At 67.7% G+C, this 21,171-nt stretch carries 20 protein-coding genes; 10 read left to right on the forward strand and 10 right to left on the reverse strand.

What is annotated here, in order from left to right; translation table 11 throughout:
- Positions 1-4: 4 nt before the first annotated feature.
- Positions 5-274, reverse strand: coding sequence for a DUF2530 domain-containing protein (locus MSP7336_RS10090; RefSeq protein ID WP_069396779.1), 270 nt, complete (start codon positions 272-274; stop codon positions 5-7).
- Between the two features lie 91 nt (positions 275-365).
- Here MSP7336_RS10090 and MSP7336_RS10095 point away from each other — a divergent pair, with 91 nt between their 5' ends.
- The 3 genes from MSP7336_RS10095 to MSP7336_RS10105 are packed head-to-tail and all read left to right on the forward strand — an operon-like array spanning position 366 to position 1,890.
- Complete coding sequence (locus MSP7336_RS10095) at positions 366-797, forward strand: Rv0880 family HTH-type transcriptional regulator (protein ID WP_069396748.1); 432 nt, start codon at positions 366-368, stop codon at positions 795-797.
- Between the two features lie 5 nt (positions 798-802).
- Positions 803-1,621, forward strand: a complete 819-nt coding sequence (locus MSP7336_RS10100; RefSeq protein WP_069396749.1) for a TrmH family RNA methyltransferase — start codon at positions 803-805, stop codon at positions 1,619-1,621.
- Positions 1,618-1,890, forward strand: a complete 273-nt coding sequence (locus tag MSP7336_RS10105) for a DUF2537 domain-containing protein (RefSeq protein ID WP_069396750.1) — start codon at positions 1,618-1,620, stop codon at positions 1,888-1,890. Before MSP7336_RS10100 ends, MSP7336_RS10105 begins: the two co-directional genes overlap by 4 nt.
- Here the strand turns inward: MSP7336_RS10105 and sepH are convergent.
- Positions 1,887-2,669 carry a septation protein SepH gene (gene sepH, locus MSP7336_RS10110; protein WP_069396751.1) on the reverse strand — a complete coding sequence of 261 codons (783 nt, stop codon included), beginning with the start codon at positions 2,667-2,669 and terminating at the stop codon, positions 1,887-1,889. The two genes, MSP7336_RS10105 and sepH, sit on opposite strands and share 4 nt — an antisense overlap.
- Positions 2,670-2,755: 86 nt before the next feature.
- Positions 2,756-3,874: a phosphoserine transaminase gene (serC, locus tag MSP7336_RS10115; RefSeq protein ID WP_069396780.1), complete on the reverse strand. Its 1,119-nt coding sequence runs from the start codon at positions 3,872-3,874 to the stop codon at positions 2,756-2,758.
- 172 nt (positions 3,875-4,046) lie between these two features.
- Here serC and MSP7336_RS10120 point away from each other — a divergent pair, with 172 nt between their 5' ends.
- Both MSP7336_RS10120 and MSP7336_RS10125 read left to right on the forward strand, forming a co-directional pair.
- Complete coding sequence (locus tag MSP7336_RS10120; protein WP_069396781.1) at positions 4,047-5,063, forward strand: AurF N-oxygenase family protein; 1,017 nt, start codon at positions 4,047-4,049, stop codon at positions 5,061-5,063.
- A gap of 7 nt (positions 5,064-5,070) precedes the next feature.
- Positions 5,071-6,762: an FAD-dependent oxidoreductase gene (locus MSP7336_RS10125; protein ID WP_069396752.1), complete on the forward strand. Its 1,692-nt coding sequence runs from the start codon at positions 5,071-5,073 to the stop codon at positions 6,760-6,762.
- On the opposite strand, the gene MSP7336_RS10130 is transcribed toward MSP7336_RS10125, so the two are convergent.
- Both MSP7336_RS10130 and MSP7336_RS10135 read right to left on the reverse strand, forming a co-directional pair.
- The gene (locus tag MSP7336_RS10130; RefSeq protein ID WP_069396753.1) at positions 6,759-7,211 is read right to left on the reverse strand and encodes a VOC family protein; all 453 of its coding nucleotides are present in this window, start codon (positions 7,209-7,211) and stop codon (positions 6,759-6,761) included. The two genes, MSP7336_RS10125 and MSP7336_RS10130, sit on opposite strands and share 4 nt — an antisense overlap.
- 81 nt (positions 7,212-7,292) lie before the next feature.
- Complete coding sequence (locus MSP7336_RS10135) at positions 7,293-8,426, reverse strand: citrate synthase 2 (protein WP_069396754.1); 1,134 nt, start codon at positions 8,424-8,426, stop codon at positions 7,293-7,295.
- 81 nt (positions 8,427-8,507) lie between these two features.
- On the opposite strand from MSP7336_RS10135, the gene pdxH reads away from it, so the two are divergent.
- Positions 8,508-9,167, forward strand: coding sequence for a pyridoxamine 5'-phosphate oxidase (pdxH, locus tag MSP7336_RS10140; RefSeq protein WP_069396755.1), 660 nt, complete (start codon positions 8,508-8,510; stop codon positions 9,165-9,167).
- 200 nt (positions 9,168-9,367) lie between these two features.
- Positions 9,368-10,663, forward strand: a complete 1,296-nt coding sequence (locus tag MSP7336_RS10145; RefSeq protein WP_069396756.1) for a citrate synthase — start codon at positions 9,368-9,370, stop codon at positions 10,661-10,663.
- 108 nt (positions 10,664-10,771) lie between these two features.
- On the opposite strand, the gene MSP7336_RS10150 is transcribed toward MSP7336_RS10145, so the two are convergent.
- Complete coding sequence (locus MSP7336_RS10150; protein ID WP_113963623.1) at positions 10,772-12,253, reverse strand: phytoene desaturase family protein; 1,482 nt, start codon at positions 12,251-12,253, stop codon at positions 10,772-10,774.
- A gap of 56 nt (positions 12,254-12,309) precedes the next feature.
- Here MSP7336_RS10150 and arfA point away from each other — a divergent pair, with 56 nt between their 5' ends.
- Entirely contained in the window at positions 12,310-12,822 is a 513-nt protein-coding gene (arfA, locus tag MSP7336_RS10155; protein WP_084226502.1) for a channel-forming protein ArfA/OmpATb, read from the forward strand.
- Positions 12,823-12,835: 13 nt separating this feature from the next.
- Here the strand turns inward: arfA and MSP7336_RS10160 are convergent, their stop codons facing one another.
- From MSP7336_RS10160 to MSP7336_RS10175, 4 genes are read right to left on the reverse strand one after another with little or no spacing between them, the layout of a single operon-like run.
- Entirely contained in the window at positions 12,836-14,176 is a 1,341-nt protein-coding gene (locus MSP7336_RS10160; protein ID WP_069396758.1) for a HAMP domain-containing sensor histidine kinase, read from the reverse strand.
- Positions 14,177-14,185: 9 nt separating this feature from the next.
- Positions 14,186-14,896, reverse strand: a complete 711-nt coding sequence (gene prrA, locus MSP7336_RS10165; protein WP_069396759.1) for a two-component system response regulator PrrA — start codon at positions 14,894-14,896, stop codon at positions 14,186-14,188.
- A gap of 47 nt (positions 14,897-14,943) precedes the next feature.
- Positions 14,944-16,203: an MFS transporter gene (locus tag MSP7336_RS10170; protein WP_113963624.1), complete on the reverse strand. Its 1,260-nt coding sequence runs from the start codon at positions 16,201-16,203 to the stop codon at positions 14,944-14,946.
- A 15-nt stretch (positions 16,204-16,218) separates the two neighbouring features.
- Entirely contained in the window at positions 16,219-17,703 is a 1,485-nt protein-coding gene (locus MSP7336_RS10175; RefSeq protein WP_113963625.1) for an acetyl-coenzyme A carboxylase carboxyl transferase subunits beta/alpha, read from the reverse strand.
- Between the two features lie 117 nt (positions 17,704-17,820).
- On the opposite strand from MSP7336_RS10175, the gene MSP7336_RS10180 reads away from it, so the two are divergent.
- Both MSP7336_RS10180 and MSP7336_RS10185 read left to right on the forward strand, forming a co-directional pair.
- Complete coding sequence (locus MSP7336_RS10180) at positions 17,821-18,993, forward strand: glycosyltransferase family 4 protein (protein ID WP_084226503.1); 1,173 nt, start codon at positions 17,821-17,823, stop codon at positions 18,991-18,993.
- Positions 18,990-21,113 (forward strand): amylo-alpha-1,6-glucosidase, encoded by a 2,124-nt coding sequence (locus tag MSP7336_RS10185; protein WP_113963626.1) that lies wholly within the window; start codon positions 18,990-18,992, stop codon positions 21,111-21,113. Before MSP7336_RS10180 ends, MSP7336_RS10185 begins: the two co-directional genes overlap by 4 nt.
- Positions 21,114-21,171 lie beyond the last annotated feature (58 nt).

Below are 21,171 nucleotides of genomic sequence, written 5' to 3' on the forward strand. Positions count from 1 at the left end.
GATGTCATTGTGGTTCGCGATACTTCAGCCCGGTTTGGGCTCCCCGCGCGCCGCGCCGAACCGCGTCGCGCTGCCACATGAAGATGCCGGTGCCCAGCAGCCCGACTGCCAGACCGGCCAACGTCACCGGTCGCCAGTGCTCCAGCTCCGGTACGACGAACGCGGCCACCGCCGCCGCGAGCCAGCCCAGCGCGCCGACCCCGATGACCGGCCATACCTCCAGCAAGGAATCCGGTAGCTGGGGCAGTTCCGGGGTGGAATCGGGCTCAGACATCCAGTTCACGCTAACGGATGGGTTATCTGTCGGTGATTCTGTCGGTGATTTGGCGTTGACGATCCGAGGTTGTGTCGTAACGTTCGGGGCTGTGACCGACGTCGATACGCGGCTGGCCAGCGACTTGTCGTTAGCGGTGATGCGCCTGGCGAGACAACTGCGTTTTCGCAGGCCTTCGTCGCCGGTGTCGTTGTCGCAGCTGTCGGCGTTGTCCACACTGGCCAAAGAGGGGCCGATGACGCCCGGCGCGCTGGCCATCCGGGAACGGGTCCGGCCGCCGTCGATGACGCGAGTGATCGCCTCACTGGCCGATCTGGGCTTCGTGGACCGCACGGCCCACCCCGACGACGGTCGGCAGGTGCTGGTCTCGGTTTCCGAGGCCGGCAACGAGCTGATCGAGGCCGAACGTCGCGCCAGTCAGGAATGGCTTGCGCAGCGGCTGGCGTGTTTAGCTCGCGAGGAGCGTTGCACGCTCCGCGAGGCCGCAAATCTGATGCTGGCGCTCGTTGACGAAAGTCCGTGACGGGCATGGTCGTCTGCGATATCGACGATCCCGACGACCCACGGCTCGACAACTTTCGTGATCTGAACAGCATCGACCGCCGCCCGGATCTGCCCACCGGCAAAGGACTGGTGATCGCCGAGGGTGTACTGGTGGTGCAGCGCATGCTGGCGTCGCGGTTCACGCCGCTGGCCCTTCTGGGCGTGGATCGCAGGCTCGCTGAGCTCGAAGCCGATTTGACTACCAGCAGCGCCCCGTACTATCGGGTGTCCGCCGAAGTGATGGCTGCGGTGGTCGGATTTCACCTCAACCGCGGGGTGTTGGCCGCGGCCCGCCGGGTGCCCGAGCCCAGTGTCAACCAGGTACTGGAGGGAGCCCGCACGGTCGCGGTGCTCGAAGGTGTCAACGACCACGAAAACCTGGGTTCGATTTTCCGCAACGCCGCCGGACTCGACGTCGACGCGGTGGTGTTCGGCAGCGGCTGCGCCGACCCGCTGTACCGGCGCGCGGTGCGCGTCTCCATGGGGCACGCGTTGCTGGTGCCGTATGCCCGCGCAACCGATTGGCCCAACGAGTTGAAAACCATGCGGCAGAAGGGATTTCGGTTGCTGGCAATGACTCCCGATCGCGATGCCACCCCGTTGCCAATGGCCATGGCCACAGTGCGCGACCAACCGGTCGCGGTGCTGCTGGGCGCCGAAGGACCCGGGCTGAGCCACGCCGCGATGCGCGCAAGCGACCTGCGGGTGCGCATTCCGATGTCGCGGGACACCGATTCGCTCAACGTCGCCACCGCGGCGGCGCTGGCGTTCTATGAACGCACACGGGTTAGGCTCGGCTCGTGACCGACGAATCTACGCCGTGGGCAACGGGTTTGACGGTGGCTGGGTTCGTTGCGGCGGTCACCGCGGTCGCGATCGTGGTGCTGAGCCTGGGGCTGGTTCGGGTGCATCCGTTGCTGGCCGTGGGGCTCAACGTGGTTGCGGCCGGGGGATTGGCGCCCACCTTGTGGGGATGGCGACGCACGCCGGTGTTGCGCTGGTTCGTGCTGGGTGCCGGTTTAGGCGTCGCGGGTGCCTGGCTGGCGCTGCTGACGCTCGCGGGCGCCGGTTAGCGCTGGCCGCCCGAGCGCACGCCGAGCAATACGTCTTCCCAGGCCGGAACCGGCGGCTTGCGTCCCCGACGCGCGCGGGCAGGCTCGCTGCGCCGCTCCTCGGCCGGTTCTGCCGCGGGCGTGGGCTCGGGTTCGTCGAAGTCGAGCTGGGCGACCGGAGCCACCGGCCGCAGCGGCCGCTCGAAGTGGGGATCGATCAGCGCGTTGGCCTCGTCGTCGACCGCGAGTACCGTCCCGCCGTGCGCACCGGGGGTGAAGCGGAAATGCGCGACGTTGTCCGAGCGACCCGCCTTCCAAGCCAACTGCACCGTCCAGCGTCCGTCTTCGTTGCGCCACGCATCCCAGGACATGCTGTCCGGGTTGAGGCCGCGCGCGATCAGCGTGGCGTTGACCGTCTCCAGCAGGGTCAGCACCGCGGGGCCGTCGGCGAGCACCGGATGCGCGGCGGTCGCCAGCTCGGCGACACGCGAGCGCTCCAACAGCACCGGGTGGGCGAAGCGCTGAACCCGCTCGACATCGACACCGGCCGCGGCAGCGACTTGCTCGACCGACGCGCCGGAGCGGACACGGGCCTGAATGTCCTTGGGACGCAACGTGCTGGGCATTTGCATGTCCATCTGCCCCTGTCCCACCCGTGCGCCGTCACCGCGCATCGCGGCGCGCAACCGGTCGTCGGCGGGCAGCTTGAAGGTGTCGGTGGCAACTCCGTTTTCGTCGCAGCCCTCACAGATGATGTGTTTGCCTTCGACGTCGAGACCGACGACCTTGAGTTCCCGCATGGCGACCTCCTCGGGGCCTGTCAGCTGCGCACTCTAGTGCAGCAGCCGGCCGTAACCGCGCTGACACGCCGCCCAGGTCAGATCGCTTAGAGCCGTTCGACGACCCAGTCGACGCACTCGGTGAGCGCGCTGACGTCCTCCGGCTCGACCGCCGGGAACATTCCGACCCGCAATTGATTGCGGCCGAGTTTGCGGTAGGGCTCGGTGTCGACGATGCCGTTCGCCCGCAAAACCGCGGCAACGGCCCCCGCATCGACGTCGTCGCTGAAATCGATCGTGCCCACCACCGCTGAGCGCAGCCGCGGCTCGGCGACAAATGGCCTGGTGTAGGGCCGCTCCTGCGCCCACGAGTACAGCCGCTGCGACGAATCGGCGGTGCGCTTGACCGCCCAGTCCAGTCCGCCGTTGCCCAGCAGCCAGTCGATCTGCTCGGCCAGCAACACCAGCGTTCCGATCGCCGGGGTGTTGTAGGTCTGGTTCTTCAAACTGTTCTCGACGGCGATCGGCAGCGACAAGAAGTCGGGCACCCACCGTCCGGCCGCGGCGATCGCCTCGATGCGGGCCAGCGCCGCCGGGCTCAGGATCGCCACCCACAGCCCGCCGTCGCTGGCGAAGTTCTTCTGCGGCGCGAAGTAGTAGGCGTCGGCCTCGGTGATGTCGACCGGCAAGCCCCCTGCTCCGGACGTGGCGTCGATCAAGACCAGCGCATCACCCGACCCGGCGGGCCGTTCGACCGGCACCGCCACCCCGGTCGAGGTCTCGTTGTGCGCCCAGGCGATCACGTCGACCGAAGGGTCGCTCTGCGGCTCGGGGGCGCTCCCGGGGTCGGCTTTGACCACAATCGGGTCGCCGACGAACGGATTCTTGGTGACCGCGCTGGCGAACTTGGAACTGAACTCGCCGTAGCTCAAGTGCAACGACCGCTTGTCGATCAATCCGAACGCCGCGGCGTCCCAGAATGCGGTCGCCCCGCCGTTGCCCAGGATGACCTCATAGCCGTCGGGCACGGAGAAGAAGTCGCGCAATCCGGTGCGGACCCGGCCCACCAGGTCCTTCACCGGGGCCTGCCGGTGCGAGGTACCGAACAACCCGGCGGCGCTGGTCGCGAGCGCTTGCAGCTGCTCGGGCCGAACCTTGGACGGGCCGCACCCGAAGCGGCCGTCGTGGGGTTTGATGCCGTCGGGAATCCTCAGTGCCTGTGCCATGATCACCAGGCTAGTGATCCCGGGCGTGTGAGCCAGACCACATCGAAGTGGTCGTTTTCGGGTACGCCACAGTGCTCGTGGCGGGCCTAGAAAGTTTCCGATACCTGCGGTACTGTCTAGACACACGACGTCCAAATGTAAAGCTCATCAGGAGACCGGCATGGCTCAGAAGATGGATCGGACGAAGCTCGTACGTCGCTGGCGTCGCAACATGGACGTGTCCGACGACACCGAGTACGTGGAGATGCTGCGCACGCTCTCCGAGGGGTCGGTGCGGCGCAACTTCAACCCCTATACCGACATCGACTGGAACTCGCCGGAATTCGCGGTCACGAAGAACGATCCGCGCTGGAAGCTGCCGGCCACCGATCCGCTGGGCCGCCACCCCTGGTATCAGGCGCAGTCGGAGGAACGCCAGATCGAAATCGGCATGTGGCGTCAGGCGAACGTCGCCAAGGTCGGCCTGCACTTCGAGTCCATCCTCATCCGCGGCTTGATGGAGTACGCGTTCTGGGTGCCCAACGGTTCACCGGAATACCGCTACTGCCTGCACGAGGCGGTCGAAGAGTGCAACCACACGATGATGTTCCAGGAGATGGTGAACCGCATCGGCGCCGACGTGCCGGGCATGCCGCGGCTGCTCAAGTGGATCCAGCCGCTGATCCCGCTGCTCGCCGGACCGCTGCCGATCCCGTTCTGGTTCGGCATCCTCGCCGGCGAGGAGCCCATCGACCACACCCAGAAGAACGTGTTGCGCGAAGGCAAGGAGCTGCACCCGATCATGGAGCGGGTGATGGCCATCCACGTGGCCGAGGAGGCTCGCCACATCTCCTTCGCTCATGAGTACCTGCGCAAGCGGGTGCCACATCTGCCGCGCCGCAAGCGGTTCTGGCTCTCGCTGTCGGTGCCGATCACAATGCGGATCCTGTGCTCGGCCATCGTGGTGCCGCCCAAGGCCTTCTGGCAGGAGTTCGACATTCCGCGTGAGGTGCGCAAGGAAGCGTTCTTCCGTTCCCCGGAGTCGCGGCAGATGCTTCGCGATATGTTCGGCGACGTGCGGATGCTGTGCCACGACACCGGCCTGATGAATCCGGTCGCGAAGATCATCTGGCGGATCTGCAAGATCAACGGCAAGCCTTCGCGCTACCGCAGCGAGCCAGCGCGCCAGCACCTGGTCGCGGCCGCATAGGGCGCCTATGCCGCACGTCATCACCCAGTCGTGCTGTAACGACGGGTCCTGCGTGTTCGCGTGTCCGGTGAACTGCATTCACCCCACGCCGGACGAGCCCGGCTTTGCCACCTCCGAGATGCTCTACATCGATCCGGCGGCTTGTGTGGACTGCGGCGCCTGTGTGAGTGCGTGCCCGGTCGGAGCGATCGCGCCCGACACCCGGCTGGACGTCCGCCAGTTGCCGTTCGTCGACATCAACGCGTCGTTTTATCCGTACCGGCCGCCCGACGTGAAGCTGCCGCCGACGTCGAAACTGGCCCCGGTGATTCCGGCGGCGCAGGTGCATGCCCGCGACCACCCGCTGACGGTGGCCATCGTCGGCTCGGGACCGGCGGCGATGTACGCCGCCGACGAGTTGCTGACACAGCCGGGCGTGCGCGTCAACGTGTTCGAGAAGCTGCCGACGCCCTACGGCCTGGTACGGGCCGGCGTCGCGCCCGACCACCAGAGCACCAAGCGGGTCACCTGGCTGTTCGACAGGGTCGCCGCGCGGCGGGGCTTTCAGTTCTATCTCAACGTCCAGGTCGGTAAGCATCTGAGCCACGCCGACCTGCTCGCGCATCATCACGCCGTCGTCTACGCCGTCGGAGCGCCGACCGACCGCCGGCTCGAGATCGAGGGTGTGGGATTGCCCGGCAGCGCGACCGCCACCGAGCTGGTCGCGTGGATCAACGGACACCCCGACTTCACCGATCTTCCAGTCGATCTGGGGCACGAGCGGGTCGTGATCATCGGCAACGGCAATGTCGCCCTCGACGTGGCGCGAGTGCTCACCACCGATCCCGACGAGCTGGCCCGCACCGACATCTCCGATCACGCGCTGGGCGTGCTGCGGACTTCACGAGTGCAGGAGGTGGTGATCGCCGCCCGCCGCGGCCCCGCGCACTCGGCGTTCACGCTGCCCGAGCTGATCGGGCTCACCACGTCGGCCGACGTGGTGCTCGACGCGCACGACCACGAGCTGGTGCGCCGTGACCTGGAGACCACCAAAGATCCCCTGACCAAGCAGAAGCTGGAAATCCTCAGCAAGCTCGCCCTTCCCTCGAGTCCGGTGAGACGACCGCGCATCCGGCTGGCCTACCTGCTGACCCCGATGCGCATCGTGGGCACAGACCGTGTCACCGCTATGGAGTTCGCCGTCACCGGCACCGACGAGACGCGCCGAGTGGACGCCGGGCTGGTGCTCAGTTCGATCGGCTACCGCGGCACACCTGTGGCCGGGCTCCCGTTCGACGAGAGCGCCGCGGTGGTCCCGAACGACGCAGGGCGCGTCGTCGACCCGGACAGCGGGCAGCCGGTTCGTGGGGCGTATGTGGCGGGATGGATCAAGCGCGGGCCCACCGGATTCATCGGCACCAACAAGTCCTGCTCGCTGCAGACGGTGCAGTCGCTGGTAGCGGACTTCAACGAGGGTCTGCTGACCGATCCCGTCGCCGGTCCGCGTGCGTTGGCCCGGCTGGTGCACGCCCGTCAGCCCGACGTCGTCGACGCCGCCGGTTGGCGGGCGATCGACGAGGCAGAACGTGAGCGAGGCAAGGCCCGCGAGCGCCCCCGCGACAAGTTCACCTCGATCGCCGACATGCTGGCCGTCGCGGCGAACGCGCCGCGAATTCCGTTGCGACGGCGGATTTTCGACCGGATCCGTGAACTGGTTTAGGACTCCTGTGCCATTGCCGCGGCGATTTCCTCCATGCTGACCTCACGCATCGGCTGGCCCAGCGACCAATGGTGGCCGAACGGATCGGCCAGCACGCCGTAGCGGTCGCCCCAGAACTGGTCTTCCAACGGCGCAACGACGGTCGCGCCGGCGTCCAGCGCCCGCTGGAACTTTGCATCGACGTCGGTCACCGTCATGTGAATGGTGACCGGCGTCCCGCCGAGCGACTTCGGGGTCATCGACTTGCCGCCCGACATTTCCGGGAAGTCGTCGTTGAGCATCACCACAAAGCCGTTGATGCGCAGCGCCGCATGGATCAGCTTGCCGTCCGGGCGGGGGACCCGGCCCAATTCGACAGCGTCGAAGGCCTTGACGTAAAAGTCGATCGCCGCCGCGGCGTCGTCGACGACGAGGTGCGGGGATACGGTGGGTTCGACGGCGATCGCCATGGTGGCCTCCTAATGGTCATAGGTCTGGTACCGGTATAGACCACGGAGGCGACACAAAATCATCGCCGTGATCGCCGCAGGTTATGACAGTGTGCGGACCTGGTCCCAGCCTTCGACCGCCTCCGCGCTGCGCGGATCGGGGCCGACATAGATGGCCGACGGGCGGACCAACTTGCCCAGTTTCTTCTGCTCGAGGATGTGTGCACACCAACCGGCGGTGCGCCCGCAGGTGAACATCGCCGGCATCATCTGCGGCGGCACCCGGGCAAAGTCCAGCACCACTGCCGCCCAGAACTCGACGTTGGTTTCGATGGCCCGGTCCGGCCGCCGCTCCCGCAGTTCCGCCAGGGCTGCCTGCTCGAGTGCCATCGCGACCTCGTAGCGCGGTGCCCCGAGTCGCTCTGCGGTGGCCCGCAGCACCCGGGCCCGCGGATCCTCGGCGCGGTAGACCCGGTGCCCGAAGCCCATCAGCTTCTCACCGCGGTCCAGGATGCCCTTGACCAGACCGCGCGCGTCGCCGGTGCGCTCGACTTGCTCGAGCATCGGCAACACCCGGGCGGGCGCACCGCCGTGCAGCGGGCCGCTCATCGCCCCGATGGCCCCGGACAATGCGGCCGCCACGTCGGCGCCGGTCGAAGCGATCACCCGGGCGGTGAAGGTCGAGGCGTTCATGCCGTGCTCGGCCGCGGAAACCCAGTAAGCGTCAACAGCCTCGATATGTCTGGGGTCCGGCTCGCCCTGCCATCGGGTCATGAAACGTGCAGTCACCGTGGGGCATTCGTCGATGACCCGTTGCGGAACCGCCGGCTGGTAGATGCCGCGGGCGGACTGGGCGACATAGGACAGCGCCATCACCGAGGCCCTGGCCAGCTGGGCGCGGGCGGTGGAGTCGTCAATGTCGAGCAGCGGCTGATACCCCCAGATCGGCGCCAACATCGCCAGCCCGGCCTGCACGTCGACGCGCACATCGCCGCTGTGGATCGGCAGCGGGAACGGCTCGGCCGGCGGCAGCCCGTGGCCGAATTTGCCGTCGACCAGCAACGCCCAGGTGTCACCGAAGGTGACCCGCCGGCCCACCAGTTCCTCGATGTCCACACCGCGGTAGCGCAGCGCACCGCCGTCCTTGTCAGGCTCGGCGATCTCGGTGGTGAAGGCCACCACACCGTCGAGGCCGGCGACGAAGTTCTCCGGGATTTTGTCCGGGATCACGGTCATAGCTGAATTCTCGCACGCCGGTCCGGACCGGCCGCTACCGGTCGGTAACCGTAGCTTGCTCGCCGAGGTACCGTTGGCGCGATGGCAGGACCGGACAATGAGCACCTTGCCGCAATGCGTGCCGAGTACGGGTCGGTGGAAAAGGACGGCAGCCCCGATCTCGACGTCGACTGGTTGCAGGATGGGTGGGTTGCCTTGCTGCGCAAGTGGATCCGCGACGCCGAGGACGCCGGCGTCGCCGAACCCAACGCCTTCGTGCTGGCCACTGTCGACTCGGGCCGGCCGGTCAGCCGCTCAGTGCTGTGCAAGAGTGTCGATGAGCGGGGGATCACTTTCTACACCAGCTACGACTCGGCCAAGGCCGCCGAGCTCGCCGCGACGCCGTACGCGTCGGCGACGTTCCCGTGGTATCTGCTCGGCCGGCAGGTCCACATCCGCGGCCCGGTGACCAAGGTCGACCCGGCCGAGACGCAAGAGTACTGGTCCCGACGGCCGCGGGGCTCACAGTTGGGTGCCTGGGCGTCGCAGCAGTCGCGGCCGATCGCGTCGCGCGCGGCCCTCCTGGACCAGCTGGCCGAGGTCACCGCCCGTTTCGCTGACAGCGAGCAGGTCCCGGTCCCCCCGAACTGGGGCGGGTACCGCATCGCACCCGAGGTGGTCGAGTTCTGGCAGGGCCGAGAAAACCGGCTGCACAACAGGATTCGCGTCACAGGCGGGGTCGTTGAACGCCTGCAGCCATAGCGGCCGGGCCCGGTGGCCGGAATCGGCGCCAACCGGGCGATTTTTGCGGTGCTCAGTGCAGATCCACGCACCGCGCCGGCGATCATCGGCTACTGTGACCCGACACCCCGGGCAGACGCACCGGCGCGATAACGACTACCTTCAGCTATAAGCACGCCTATAAAAGCTGGGCAGCATGAGCAGAGCGCAAAGGGATTCTTGTGGCAGCAACTGACGACACCGCCACGCTGCGATACCCAGGTGGTGAGCTGGAACTAAAGATCGCACACGCCACCGAGGGAGCCGACGGCATTGCGCTGGGCTCACTGCTGGCCAAGACGGGTTACACGACCTTCGACAGCGGCTTCATGAACACCGCCTCCACCAAGAGCGCCATCACCTACATCGACGGCGATGCGGGCATCCTGCGCTACCGCGGCTACCCGATCGAGCAGCTCGCGGAGAAGTCGACGTTCCTCGAGGTCAGCTACCTGCTGATTTACGGTGAGCTGCCGACCAAAGAGCAGCTCGCCAACTTCACCAAGCAGATCCAGCGCCACACCATGCTGCATGAGGACCTCAAGCGGTTCTTCGACGGCTTTCCGCGCAACGCCCACCCGATGCCGGTGTTGAGCAGCGTCGTCAACGCGCTCTCCGCCTACTACCAGGATTCGCTGGACCCGATGGACAGCGACCAGGTCGAGCTGTCCACGATCCGGCTGCTGGCCAAGCTGCCGACCATCGCCGCCTACGCGTTCAAGAAGTCGGTGGGCCAGCCCTTCCTGTATCCGGACAACTCGCTGACGCTGGTAGAGAACTTTTTGCGGATGACGTTCGGTTTGCCGGCCGAGCCCTACACGCCGGACCCGGAGATCGTCCGGGCGCTGGACATGCTGTTCATCTTGCACGCCGACCACGAGCAGAATTGCTCGACGTCGACGGTGCGGCTGGTGGGCTCGTCGCGGGCCAACCTGTTCACGTCGATCTCCGGTGGCATCAACGCGCTATGGGGCCCGCTGCACGGCGGCGCCAACCAGGCGGTGCTGGAGATGCTCGAGAAGATCCGGCAAAGCGACGACGACGTCGCGGAGTTCGTCCGCAAGGTCAAGAACCGCGAGGAAGGCGTCAAGCTGATGGGCTTCGGCCACCGCGTGTACAAGAACTACGACCCGCGGGCGCGCATCGTCAAAGAACAGGCCGACAAGATTCTCGGCAAGCTCGGCGGTGACGACCACCTGCTCAAGATCGCCAAGGAACTCGAGGAGGCGGCGCTCACCGACGACTACTTCATCGAGCGCAAGCTGTACCCCAACGTCGACTTCTACACCGGGCTGATTTACCGGGCGCTGGGATTCCCGACGCGGATGTTCACCGTGCTGTTCGCGCTGGGCCGGCTGCCGGGATGGATCGCGCACTGGCGCGAGATGCACGACGAGGGCGATTCCAAGATCGGCCGTCCGCGCCAGATCTACACCGGCTACACCGAGCGCGACTACACCACGATCGACGCGCGGTAGGCTCTCCCTCCCTTTCTTTCTCCGCGAGCGGGCGTGTTTGTACGCCGACACGCCGGAAATGCTGTACAACTGCGCCCGTTCGCGCCCTGGGGGCGGGAGGGCCGGGGGTCAGGACGACGCCAGCACCGCCATCGCGGCGTTGTGTCCGCCGATCCCCGACACCGCTCCACCGCGGCGAGCACCCGAGCCGCACAACAGGATTCGCTCATGCGCCGTGGCCACACCCCACCGCCGCGCGGGTGTGTCCAGCGGATCGTCGTCGTCGGCGAACGGCCAGGCCAGCCCGCCGTGAAAGATGTTCCCCCCGGTCATGGCCAGCGTGTCTTCCAGATCGGCAGTGGTGACGGTTTCGAGGCACGGTCGCCCGTTTGCATCAGCCAGCAATTGCTCCTGAATGGGTTCGCCCAGAACCGAATTCAACGAATCGAGCACCGCTTCGGTGAAATCCCCACGCAGCCCGTGCGGCGTGTGCAGGCCGAACACCGTCAAAGCCTGCGCGCCGGACTCGCGCAGCGCGGGCGACAGGATGCTTGGATCGGTGAGCGAATGGCAGTAGACCTCGCACGGCAGCGGGTCCGGAACACGTCCGGCCGCCGCCTGCGCATACGCCGAATCCAGTTGCGTCCAGGTCTCATTGACGTGCATCGTGCCGTTGAACGCCTGCTCGGGGGTCACCGACTCGTCGCGCAACCGCGGCAGCCGCCGCACCAGCATGTTCACCTTGACCTGCGCGCCCGGCGCCGCGGGCGGCTGCCCTTCACCGAGCAGCCCGGCCAGCACCGTCGGCGTCACACCGGCCAGCACGAACCTACCGCGGACCACGCACTCGTCGTCGCCGTGGCGGTAGCGCACCTCGCCGTCCGGATTCACCGCGTAAACCGCCGCGCCGGTGATGATTTCGGCGCCGTAACCGGATGCGGCCGATGCCAACGCGGTGGTCACCGCACCCATGCCGCCGATCGGGACGAGCCAGTCGCCGGTACCGCCACCGAGCAGGTGATACAAGAAGCAGACGTTCTGCCGCAGCGACAGGTCGTCGAGGCGAGCGAAAGTGCCGATCAACGCATCGGTGGCAACCAGACCGCGCACCAAGTCGCTCTCGAGCGCGTCGGCGATGGCCAGCCCGATCGGCTCGACGACCATGGCGTGCCAGGCCGCGTCGTCGCCGACCAGTCGGCGTGCCGCCGTGCGGGTCGGCAGTGGCTCCAGCAAGGTCGGCCAGAGCCGCTCGGTCACCAGCCGGCACCGGCGGTGGAACGCGCGCAGGTCGGCGGGGGCATCTCCGATCAACAGCCCGGCGCGGCCCGGGTCAGGGGTGTACGAGGAGTACCGGCGGCGGGCCAACCGCACTGGCGCACCCAGCTCCTCGACGATGCGCGCCGGCAGCAGGCTGACCAAGTAGGAAAATCGCGACAGGCGTGCCTCGACGCCCTCGAAGAGGTGCGCCGACACCGCAGCCCCGCCGACCTGGTCGAGCCGCTCCAGCAACCGCACGCGCAGCCCGGCCCGGGCCAGATATCCGGCCGCGACAAGGGCGTTGTGTCCGCCACCTACCACGACGACGTCGACGGCGTCGACACGGGCGGCCACGACTCCAGTGTGCACGTCGTCGAGTTGCCCGGCGCCCTGGCCTAGGCTTTCCGCCCATGGCCGTGTTCTACCGACGACGGTTCCGATGGCTGATCGGCCTGATGGTTACCCTGCTGCTGGGCGCAATCGGTTACGGCCTGCTGGATCGAACGCGGTCCCATGAGCCGACCGGTGCGGCACCCGCCGCGGCGACGATTTCGCCGATATCACTGGTGCCGGTCTCAATCACGCGCACCGGCAAGGAAATAACGCTGCAAGGTGAGTTTCCCGACGCCAAAGCCAGGGCGGCCCTGCTCGACGCGGTGGTCGAGTCGGTCGGGTCGACCGCCAACGTAGTTGACAACCTCGGCATCAACCCGGATGTCAACTCGCTCGACTTCTCCGATGCCGCACTGGTTTTCAACACCGCCGCGGCGATTCCCGACTTCCGGCTCTCGGCCGTCGGCGACACTGTCACGCTGGCGGGCACCGCTGCGACAGCCGAGCAAGCGGACGCCGTCTTGCAAGCCGCCGAGGACACTTGGCCCGACCTGCACATCGACAACCGGATAACAGCCGGTGCTAGCTGAGCAGAAACTCGACTCAGCTCGGCGCGGGCAGCCGCAGCACCAGCCGGGCGCCGCCCAGCGGGCTGTCCTCCAACGTAGCTGTGCCGCCGTGTAATTGGGCCTGCTGGGCCACCAATGCCAGGCCCAACCCCGAACCCGAATGCGAAGCCGTCGACCCGCGGGAGAACCGGTCGAACACCAGCTGGCGTTCGTGCTCGGGCACTCCGCTGCCGTTGTCGTCGATGGCGATCTCCACCCCGTCGCGCGAGCTGACCGCGGACAGCTGAACACGGGTGGCGCCACCGTGTTTGACGGCATTGGCGATCGCGTTGTCGACGGCCAGCCGCAACCCGGCGGGCATTCCGACGATGATGCAGGTCGGCGACGGCGCCAGCGACACCTCGAGGTTGGGGTACACCCGCATGGCGTCGTGCGCGGCGCGGTCGAGCAACTCGGTGATATCGACCGGAACATGGTCGTCGGAGGTCGACAGCTCACCTTGCGCCAGCCGCTCCAGCGCGCTCAGCGTGGCCTCGATGCGTGACTGGGTGCGGACCACGTCGTTGAGCACTTCTTTGCGCTGGTCGTCGGCCAACTCCAGCGTCGTCAGCACCTCGAGGTTGGTGCGCATCGCGGTGAGCGGGGTGCGCAGCTCGTGGGCGGACACCGAAGCGAAGTCGCGGGCCGAGGCGAGTGCCTCCTTGGTGCGTTCCTGCTCACTCCAGATACGCTGCAGCATCCCGCGCATCGCCTCGGCAATCTCCACGGCCTCGGTGGCACCGCGCACTTCGACCCGCGGTGCCTGATCGCCGGCGTCGATCGAGCGGGTCTGCTCCGCGAGTTGTTTGAACGGCCGTACCGCGAACGCGGCCAGCAGCCAGCTGAACACCGCCGCCGCGCCGATCGCGAACCCACAGATCAAGATGACGCGACGATGCAAGTTGTTGGTCTCGGCGATCGCCTCGTCGTAGGTTGCTCCCACTTGCACCGTCGTCGGCTGTAGCGCCGGTATCTGGACCGTGCGCACCCGGTAGCGCACACCGTTGACATCGGTGTCGGCGTAGCCGGCCGGCAACTCGGGCAGCACGACCGGCGTGTTGGACGTGACTTGATCCCCCCTGCGCACGGTGATGACCGTGTTCTGGTAGTTGGGCGAGCGGGGGATCCCCTCGAGGCCGCGGGGCAGGAACGGAATCGCGAAACCCGCCGCTTCGTCGAGGCGGCGGTCAAGCCGCTCCTTGCTGTTGTTGGTGATGCCGAACCAGACGACGGTACCCACGATCAGTACCGGAATCGCCGCTCCGATCGCGGTGGCGACCACGACCCGCGCCCGCAGCGAGGGGGTGCGGCTCAAGATCCGGGACAACACGTTCATGGGTCACCGTTACTGCACGCGCAGTACGAACCCCACTCCACGAACGGTGTGCAGCAGCCGCGGGCCGCCGCCTGCTTCCAGCTTGCGTCGCAGGTAGCCGATGAACACGTCGACGACGTTGGTGTCTGCAGCGAAGTCGTATCCCCAGACCAGTTCCAGCAATTGCGCACGGGACAGCACCGCGGTCTTGTGCTCGGCCAGCACCGCGAGCAGGTCGAACTCTCGCTTGGTCAGGTCGACATCGACACCGTTGACCCGGGCCCGACGGCCCGGGATGTCGACCTCCAACGGCCCGACCGTGATGATTTCCGACGACGAGGTCGCAGTGGACCCGCGGCGGCGCAGCAGCGCCTTGACCCGCGCCACCAGCTCGGCCAGCACGAACGGTTTGACCAGGTAGTCGTCCGCGCCCGCCTCCAGGCCCATCACCCGGTCGTCGACCGAGCTGCGCGCCGAGAGCACACAGACCGGCACGTCGTTGTCCATGGCGCGCAGCGCGGTGACCACGCTGACGCCGTCCAGTACGGGCATGTTGATGTCGAGCACGATGGCATCCGGCCGAGTCTCGGTGGCACTGCGCAGCGCCTCAGCACCGTCGACTGCCGTCGACACCTCGAATCCGGACAGCCGTAGCCCGCGTTCCAGCGACGCGAGCACGTCGGAGTCGTCGTCGACCACCAATACCCGGGGTGAGGTCGCACTTGTGTCCATGCTGCCCATCTTGCCTGATCCCGATGAGCAGCTGTGGGAAGATGTGCCGCCCGTCGCTACCCTGGGCTGGCCGCGACGGCCGGACGAGCCGCGACGTATTCGCGTTCGCGGCGCAGCCTGGACGCGCATGAAAGCCAGATGACCAGCGAGCCGAGCGACAGCGCGCCCAGCATCAGGAAAGCGGTTGGGAACCCGAGATGTTGGGCGACATATCCGCCCAATAGCGGGCTGAGCGCACCGCCGAGACCCTGAGCGGCCATGACGGCGCCCTGCCCGACGTTGACGTGGCCGGTGCCGTCGAGGATCCGGGCCACCAGGCCGGGCACCGCGACCGACAGCATGCCGGAGCCGACACCGTCGAGCACCTGGACCGGAATGACGCCCCAGGCGCTGATGACATGGGCGGCGATGACCGCACGGATGGGCAGTGCGCTGAACGCGATCAGGATGGCCAGCCAGTAGCCGCGGGTCTGGGCGATCCGCATGGCCACCAGCGCGGTGATGATCATGACGCCCTGGGCCACCACGACGGTGCTGGCCACGGTGGTGAACGGGTTGGTGTGGGTGGCCACCACCGCCAGTCCGTACAGCGGCAGCATTGCCGCGTTACCCAGCCAAAACAGCATCACCGCGGCGGCCACCGCCAGCAGCGGCTTGCACTCGAGCAACACCCGGAACCGCTTGACCGGTGCCCCGGTCTCGGGCGGGGCCTCGCCCCGGGCGACGTGGTGGTCGATGTGATCGGCGGGGATGGACAGTACCGAGCCGATGGTGACCGCTGCGAATCCGGCGGCCAGCCAGAAAACGGCGGGGTAACCGAAAAGCCAGCCCAGCAGTCCTGATAACGCGGCACCGACCATGTTGCCCGCGTGGTTGTAGGCCTGGTTACGGCCGTTCTGAGCGGTGAATCCGGCTTGGCCGACGACTCCGAGCGTGATGCCGATAACCGCGGGGGCGATCGTCGCCCCGGAGATGCACATCACCGCCTGCGCGGCGGCGACGACCCAGAACTGCCGCGATGTGAGAATCACCGCCGACGCCGCCACTGCGGCGAGACCGACGATGATGACGCAGGCCCGTTTGCGGGTGGTGGCGTCGACCAGCGCACCGGCCGGGGCGACCGTGCACATGCCGACGATGGCGCCCAGGGTGATGACCGCGCCGATGGCACTGGTGCTGAAGCCGCGACCGGCCAGCAACACGCCCAGGAACGGGCCCATCCCGGCCTCCATGTCGGCCATGAAGAAGTTGACCGCGCTCAGCGCGGCCCGATCCCGGACGAGCGCGCCCGGCCTTGCGGTGTCCTTCCTCGTCATCGGTTGAATGTTGAGTCATCGTCTCGGGCCGGGCAAGCCGATGCGCCGATAGCGGTCCAGGCGCGCGGCGAGCCGCTGATTGGCGGGTGTCGCCTGCAGCGAATGGAGCTCGCGAGCGATCGTTCGAGACATCCGTTTGGCGAATTCGATCGGCTCGTCGGCGGCATCGGGATGTTCCGGCACGACGACGTCGACGATTCCGGACGCGCGCAGGTCCCTGGACCGAGTACCTTGCGATGCAGCCAGTTCCGCGGCGTGGTCGGTGTCGCGGAATATCAGTGCGCTGGCGCCCTCTGGCGGCAGCGGCGCCAGCCAGCCATGCAACGCCGCCAGCACCCGATCGGCGGGAACCATTGCCAGCGCGGGCCCGCCGCTGCCCTGCCCCAGCAGGATCGAGACCGTCGGGGTGTCGAGTGTGACGAGTTCGGCTAGGCAGCGTGCGATCTCGCCGGCGAGTCCTTCCTGCTCGGCCGCTTCGGACAGCGCCGGCCCCGCGGTGTCGATGATGAGCGCCAGGGGGATACGCAAGCCGGCGGCCAGGGCCATGCCGCGCCGGGCTTCGCGCAGCGCGGCCGGGCCCACGACGCCGCCGAAGACGCGCTGCTGGCCCAACACCACCGCGGGCTGGCCGCCGAAGCGCGCCAGCGCCAGCAGCATGCCTTTTGCTTCGCCCTGACCGGTACCCGACAACAAGACCCGCTCGGTGGCCCCGTGGCGCAGCAGGGTGCCGACCCCGGGCCGGTCCGGCCGTCGTGAGGCCAGCACCGAATCCCAAGCCGGCACATCGGGTATCGGTTCGTCGGCGATGGCCGGCGGCGGTGCCCCGGGTGGATCCACCAGCACCTTCAGTGCCCGCTCCAGCGTGCGGCGCAGCCACCGCAACGGAATGACACCGTCGATAACCCCGTGACGCTGCAGATTCTCGGCGACCTGGATGCCCGGCGGGAACGGCTCACCGTAGAGCTGCTCGTACACCCGGGGCCCCAGAAAACCGATCAGGGCGCCCGGCTCGGCGATGGTGACATGGCCCAGCGAACCCCAGGACGCGAAGACCCCGCCGGTGGTCGGGTGGCGCAGGTAAACCAGGTAGGGCAGGTGCGCCCGCTTGTGCAGTTCGACCGCCGCGCTGATCTTGACCATCTGCACGAAAGCGACCGTGCCTTCCTGCATTCGGGTGCCGCCGGAACTCGGCGAGGCCAGCAGCGGCAGCCGCTCTCGGGTCGCCCGTTCGATGGCCGTGGTGATCCGTTCGGCCGCGGCGACCCCGATCGAACCGGCCAGGAAGTCGAACTCGCAGGCGATCACGGCCACCCGTCGCCCGTGCACCCGACCTTCACCGGTGACGACCGACTCGCTGAGCCCGGTGGCGGCCCGGGCGGCGGTCAACTCCCGTGCGTACGCGTCCTTTGCCGGGACCGCGAGCGGCTCGGTGTCCCAGCTGACGAACGATCCCTTGTCGAGCACCGCATCCCGAAGTTCGTCGGCGCTGATCCGGCTCACCGCACGAGGGTAACCAGCCCGCCCGCGGTGCGACTTTGCAGAGCCGCCGCGAACGGACCATAATTAGCACTCGTAGACCGAGAGTGCTAATGCGCGAGCTGAAGGGAGGGAAGGTCATTGCGCGGCGCTGATTTCGTCTTCTGGTCCGACGGTCCCGATTCCGCGCACCCGCTGCGGATCGTCTTGGTGGCACCGCCGTATTTCGATATTCCACCGAAGGGTTACGGCGGCGTCGAGGCCGTCGTGGCCGACCTCGCCGACATGCTCGTCGCCCGTGGTCACAGCGTGACGGTGATCGGCGCCGGCGAGCCGGGCACCGCAGCCAAGTTCGTCCCGGTGTGGGATCGGACGCTGCCGGACCGGCTGGGCGAGCCCTATCCCGAGGTGATGCACGCGCTGAAGGTCCGCAGCGCTATCGCGCGAATCGCCGCGGGCGACGGTGTCGACATCGTGCACGACCACACCTTTGCCGGCGCGTTGAACACCCCGACGTATCGGGCACTGGAGGTGCCGACTGTGGTGACCGTGCACGGGCCCATCGACGACGACTTGCACCCGTACTACCGTGAACTCGGCCGCGACGCCGGTCTGGTCGCCATCAGCGACCGGCAGCGACAACTGGCGCCTGACCTGAATTGGATTGGCCGCGTGCACAATGCGCTGCGGATCGACGACTGGCCGTTTCAGGCCGACAAGGGCGACTATGCGCTGTTTTTGGGGCGGTTCGCGCCGTACAAGGGTGCCCACCTGGCCGTGCAGGCCGCGCACGAGGCGGGCATATCGCTCGTTTTGGCGGGCAAATGCAACGAGCCCGCGGAGAAGCAGTACTTCGAGGACTGTGTGCGGCCGTTGCTTACCGACAGCGACCACGTGTTCGGCGAAGCGGATGCGGTCAGCAAGCGCAAATTGTTGGCCGGCGCGCGTTGTCTGCTGTTCCCCGTGCAGTGGGAGGAGCCGTTCGGGATCGTGATGATCGAAGCGATGGCGTGCGGGACCCCGGTCGTCGCGCTGCGTGGCGGCGCGGTCGCCGAGGTGGTTGTCGACGGCACCACCGGTTTCGTGTGCGAGCAACCTGACGAACTGGCGGCCGCAATCGCGCGGACCGACGCGATCGATCCGCACGTTTGCCGTCGGCATGTCGCAACACACTTCGAGGTGGCACAGTTAGGTTACGGATATGAGCAGATCTACCGGAAGGCGTTGCGCCACCACCTGGTTCAGTCCGGTCCACCGGCGACGGCCGAACCGATCACACCTGTTCGCGAGCTGACTGACAAGGCGACCTCGTGACCTACGGATTCAACACCGGCAGTCCTGTTGCCCGGGTCGGGTCCGGCGACGAGACAGTGACGCTGGTCGAGGGCGCGACGTTCTGCCTGTCCGACCGTTACGGCGACATGGTGGTGGGCCGGCCGCACGGGCTGTTCTTCCGCGACGCCCGCGTCTTGTCGCGCTGGGAAATGCGGGTGGACGGTCAAGTGCCCGAGTCGTTGTCGGTGGAGACGACGGAGGCGTTCGCGGCCCGGTTCATCATGCGGCGCGCTCCGCATTCCGCGCGCGCCGACAGCACCCTGCTGGTGGTCCGGGAACGGCTGATCGTCGATGGGCTGCGGGAGATCATCTCGCTGCACAACCTCGACAAGGAAAGCACGGCGGTGTTTCTCGAACTGCACGCCGACGCTGACTTCGCCGACCTGTTCGCGGTCAAGGAGGGGCGGGTGGCAGTCTCCGGCGCCGACATGGCGGTGACCGACGGCGAGCTGGTGCTGCGCGAGCGCGGTGACCAGGTGCGCGGCCTGACCATCACCGCCACCGGTGATCCCATCGTGTTGCCCGGCTCGCTGAACTGGCGGGTGGTGGTGCCGCCGGGGGAGTGCTGGCAGACCGAAATCATGTTGCTGCCGACCTGGGCGAACCAGAAGATCACCCACCGCGTCCGCACCGGCGAGGATGTGGGATCCAGCGCGCCGGCCCGCAAGGTCGAGGCTTGGCGGGTCAGCTCGACCAACGTCGAAACCGACCATCCGCGGCTCGCCGCGGTGTTGCGTCAGACCGAGAGCGACCTCGGGGCGCTGCTGATGCACGACGAAACCGGCCTGGGCCGATCGTTCGTCGCGGCCGGGGCACCCTGGTTCATGACGCTGTTCGGCCGCGACAGCGTGCTCACCGCGTGGATGGCGCTGCCGCTGGAGGTTGGGCTCGCGGTCGGCACGCTGCAGCGACTCGCCGCGTTGCAGGGCCGGCGCGTCGACCCGATCACCGAGGAAGAACCGGGCCGGCTCATGCACGAAATCCGGCGCGGCCCGGCCAGCGACGATGTGCTCGGCGGCAACGTCTACTACGGATCGGTCGACGTCACACCGCTTTTCGTGATGCTACTGGCCGAGGCGTGGCGGTGGGGAGCCGACGAGACCGCCGTGCGCGCGCTGCTGCCCGCGGCCGACGCCGCATTGAGTTGGGCGGAGCGCTACGGCGATCGCGACGGGGACGGCTTCGTCGAATACCGGCGCGCCACCGACCGGGGGCTGATCAACCAGGGCTGGAAGGACAGCTTCGACGGCATCAACGATGCTGCGGGCCGGCGGGCCGAACCGCCCATCGCGCTGTGCGAGGTCCAGGGCTACCTGTACGCGGCGCTGCTCGGGCGCGCCGACCTCGCTGACGGGTTCGGCGATGCGGCCACAGCGGCGCGACTGCGTCAGTGGGCGCAAGAGTTGCGAGCCAAGTTCCTCGACGCCTTCTGGCTCCCGGACAAGGGGTGGTACGCGCTCGCGCTGGACGGCTCCAAGCGTCCGGTCGATGCCCTGACCAGCAACGCGGCCCACTGTTTGTGGACCGGGATCGCGAGCGATGAACACGCCGAAGTCCTCGTCGAGCGGCTGGCCAGTGAGGAGATGGATTCCGGGTTCGGATTGCGCACGCTGGCGACCACGATGGGCGCCTATAACCCGATGAGCTACCACAACGGCTCGGTGTGGCCGCACGACACCGCGATCGCGGTGGCCGGGCTGCTGCGCTATCGGCACATTCCCGGCGCGGTCGAGCTGGCCGAGCACCTGGCCACGGGCCTGCTCGATGCGGCTGAGGCGTTCGGTGCCAGACTGCCCGAACTGTTCTGCGGCTTTCCGCGCTCCCAGTTCGCCACCCCGGTGCCTTACCCCACGTCGTGCTCGCCGCAGGCCTGGGCGAGTGCGGCCCCGCTGCTGTTGCTGCGGGCTTTTATGGGACTCGACCCCGACGTGCCGCACCGCAGGCTGTCGATCTCGGCGCATGTTCCGGCGGCGTGGGGTCGCGTCGAGCTGACCGATCTGCGGCTGGGCAGCGTGACCGTGCACGTTGAAGCCGAGGGTGAGCTGGCCAAGACGCACGGGTTGCCCGACGACTGGGAGCTGGTGACGGCGTCGGCCTGAGCCGACGGGCCTGGATATGGTGGTCGGCATGATTTGCGCCAACGACGATGCAGAGCGC

Source organism: Mycobacterium shimoidei (genome assembly GCF_900417275.1).
GTDB lineage: Bacteria > Actinomycetota > Actinomycetes > Mycobacteriales > Mycobacteriaceae > Mycobacterium > Mycobacterium shimoidei.

Bases quoted from the DNA above. Each gene is read 5' to 3' on its own strand.
- MSP7336_RS10170 (WP_113963624.1), bottom strand. From the start codon at position 16,203: ATGACGAGGAAGGACACCGCAAGGCCGGGCGCGCTCGTCCGGGATCGG.
- MSP7336_RS10135 (WP_069396754.1), bottom strand. From the start codon at position 8,426: ATGACCGTGATCCCGGACAAAATCCCGGAGAACTTCGTCGCCGGCCTC.
- MSP7336_RS10090 (WP_069396779.1), bottom strand. From the start codon at position 274: ATGTCTGAGCCCGATTCCACCCCGGAACTGCCCCAGCTACCGGATTCC.
- prrA (WP_069396759.1), bottom strand. From the start codon at position 14,896: ATGGGCAGCATGGACACAAGTGCGACCTCACCCCGGGTATTGGTGGTC.
- MSP7336_RS10160 (WP_069396758.1), bottom strand. From the start codon at position 14,176: ATGAACGTGTTGTCCCGGATCTTGAGCCGCACCCCCTCGCTGCGGGCG.
- MSP7336_RS10130 (WP_069396753.1), bottom strand. From the start codon at position 7,211: ATGGCGATCGCCGTCGAACCCACCGTATCCCCGCACCTCGTCGTCGAC.
- arfA (WP_084226502.1), top strand. From the start codon at position 12,310: ATGGCCGTGTTCTACCGACGACGGTTCCGATGGCTGATCGGCCTGATG.
- MSP7336_RS10120 (WP_069396781.1), top strand. From the start codon at position 4,047: ATGGATCGGACGAAGCTCGTACGTCGCTGGCGTCGCAACATGGACGTG.
- serC (WP_069396780.1), bottom strand. From the start codon at position 3,874: ATGGCACAGGCACTGAGGATTCCCGACGGCATCAAACCCCACGACGGC.
- sepH (WP_069396751.1), bottom strand. From the start codon at position 2,669: ATGCGGGAACTCAAGGTCGTCGGTCTCGACGTCGAAGGCAAACACATC.
- pdxH (WP_069396755.1), top strand. From the start codon at position 8,508: ATGGCAGGACCGGACAATGAGCACCTTGCCGCAATGCGTGCCGAGTAC.
- MSP7336_RS10100 (WP_069396749.1), top strand. From the start codon at position 803: ATGGTCGTCTGCGATATCGACGATCCCGACGACCCACGGCTCGACAAC.
- MSP7336_RS10125 (WP_069396752.1), top strand. From the start codon at position 5,071: ATGCCGCACGTCATCACCCAGTCGTGCTGTAACGACGGGTCCTGCGTG.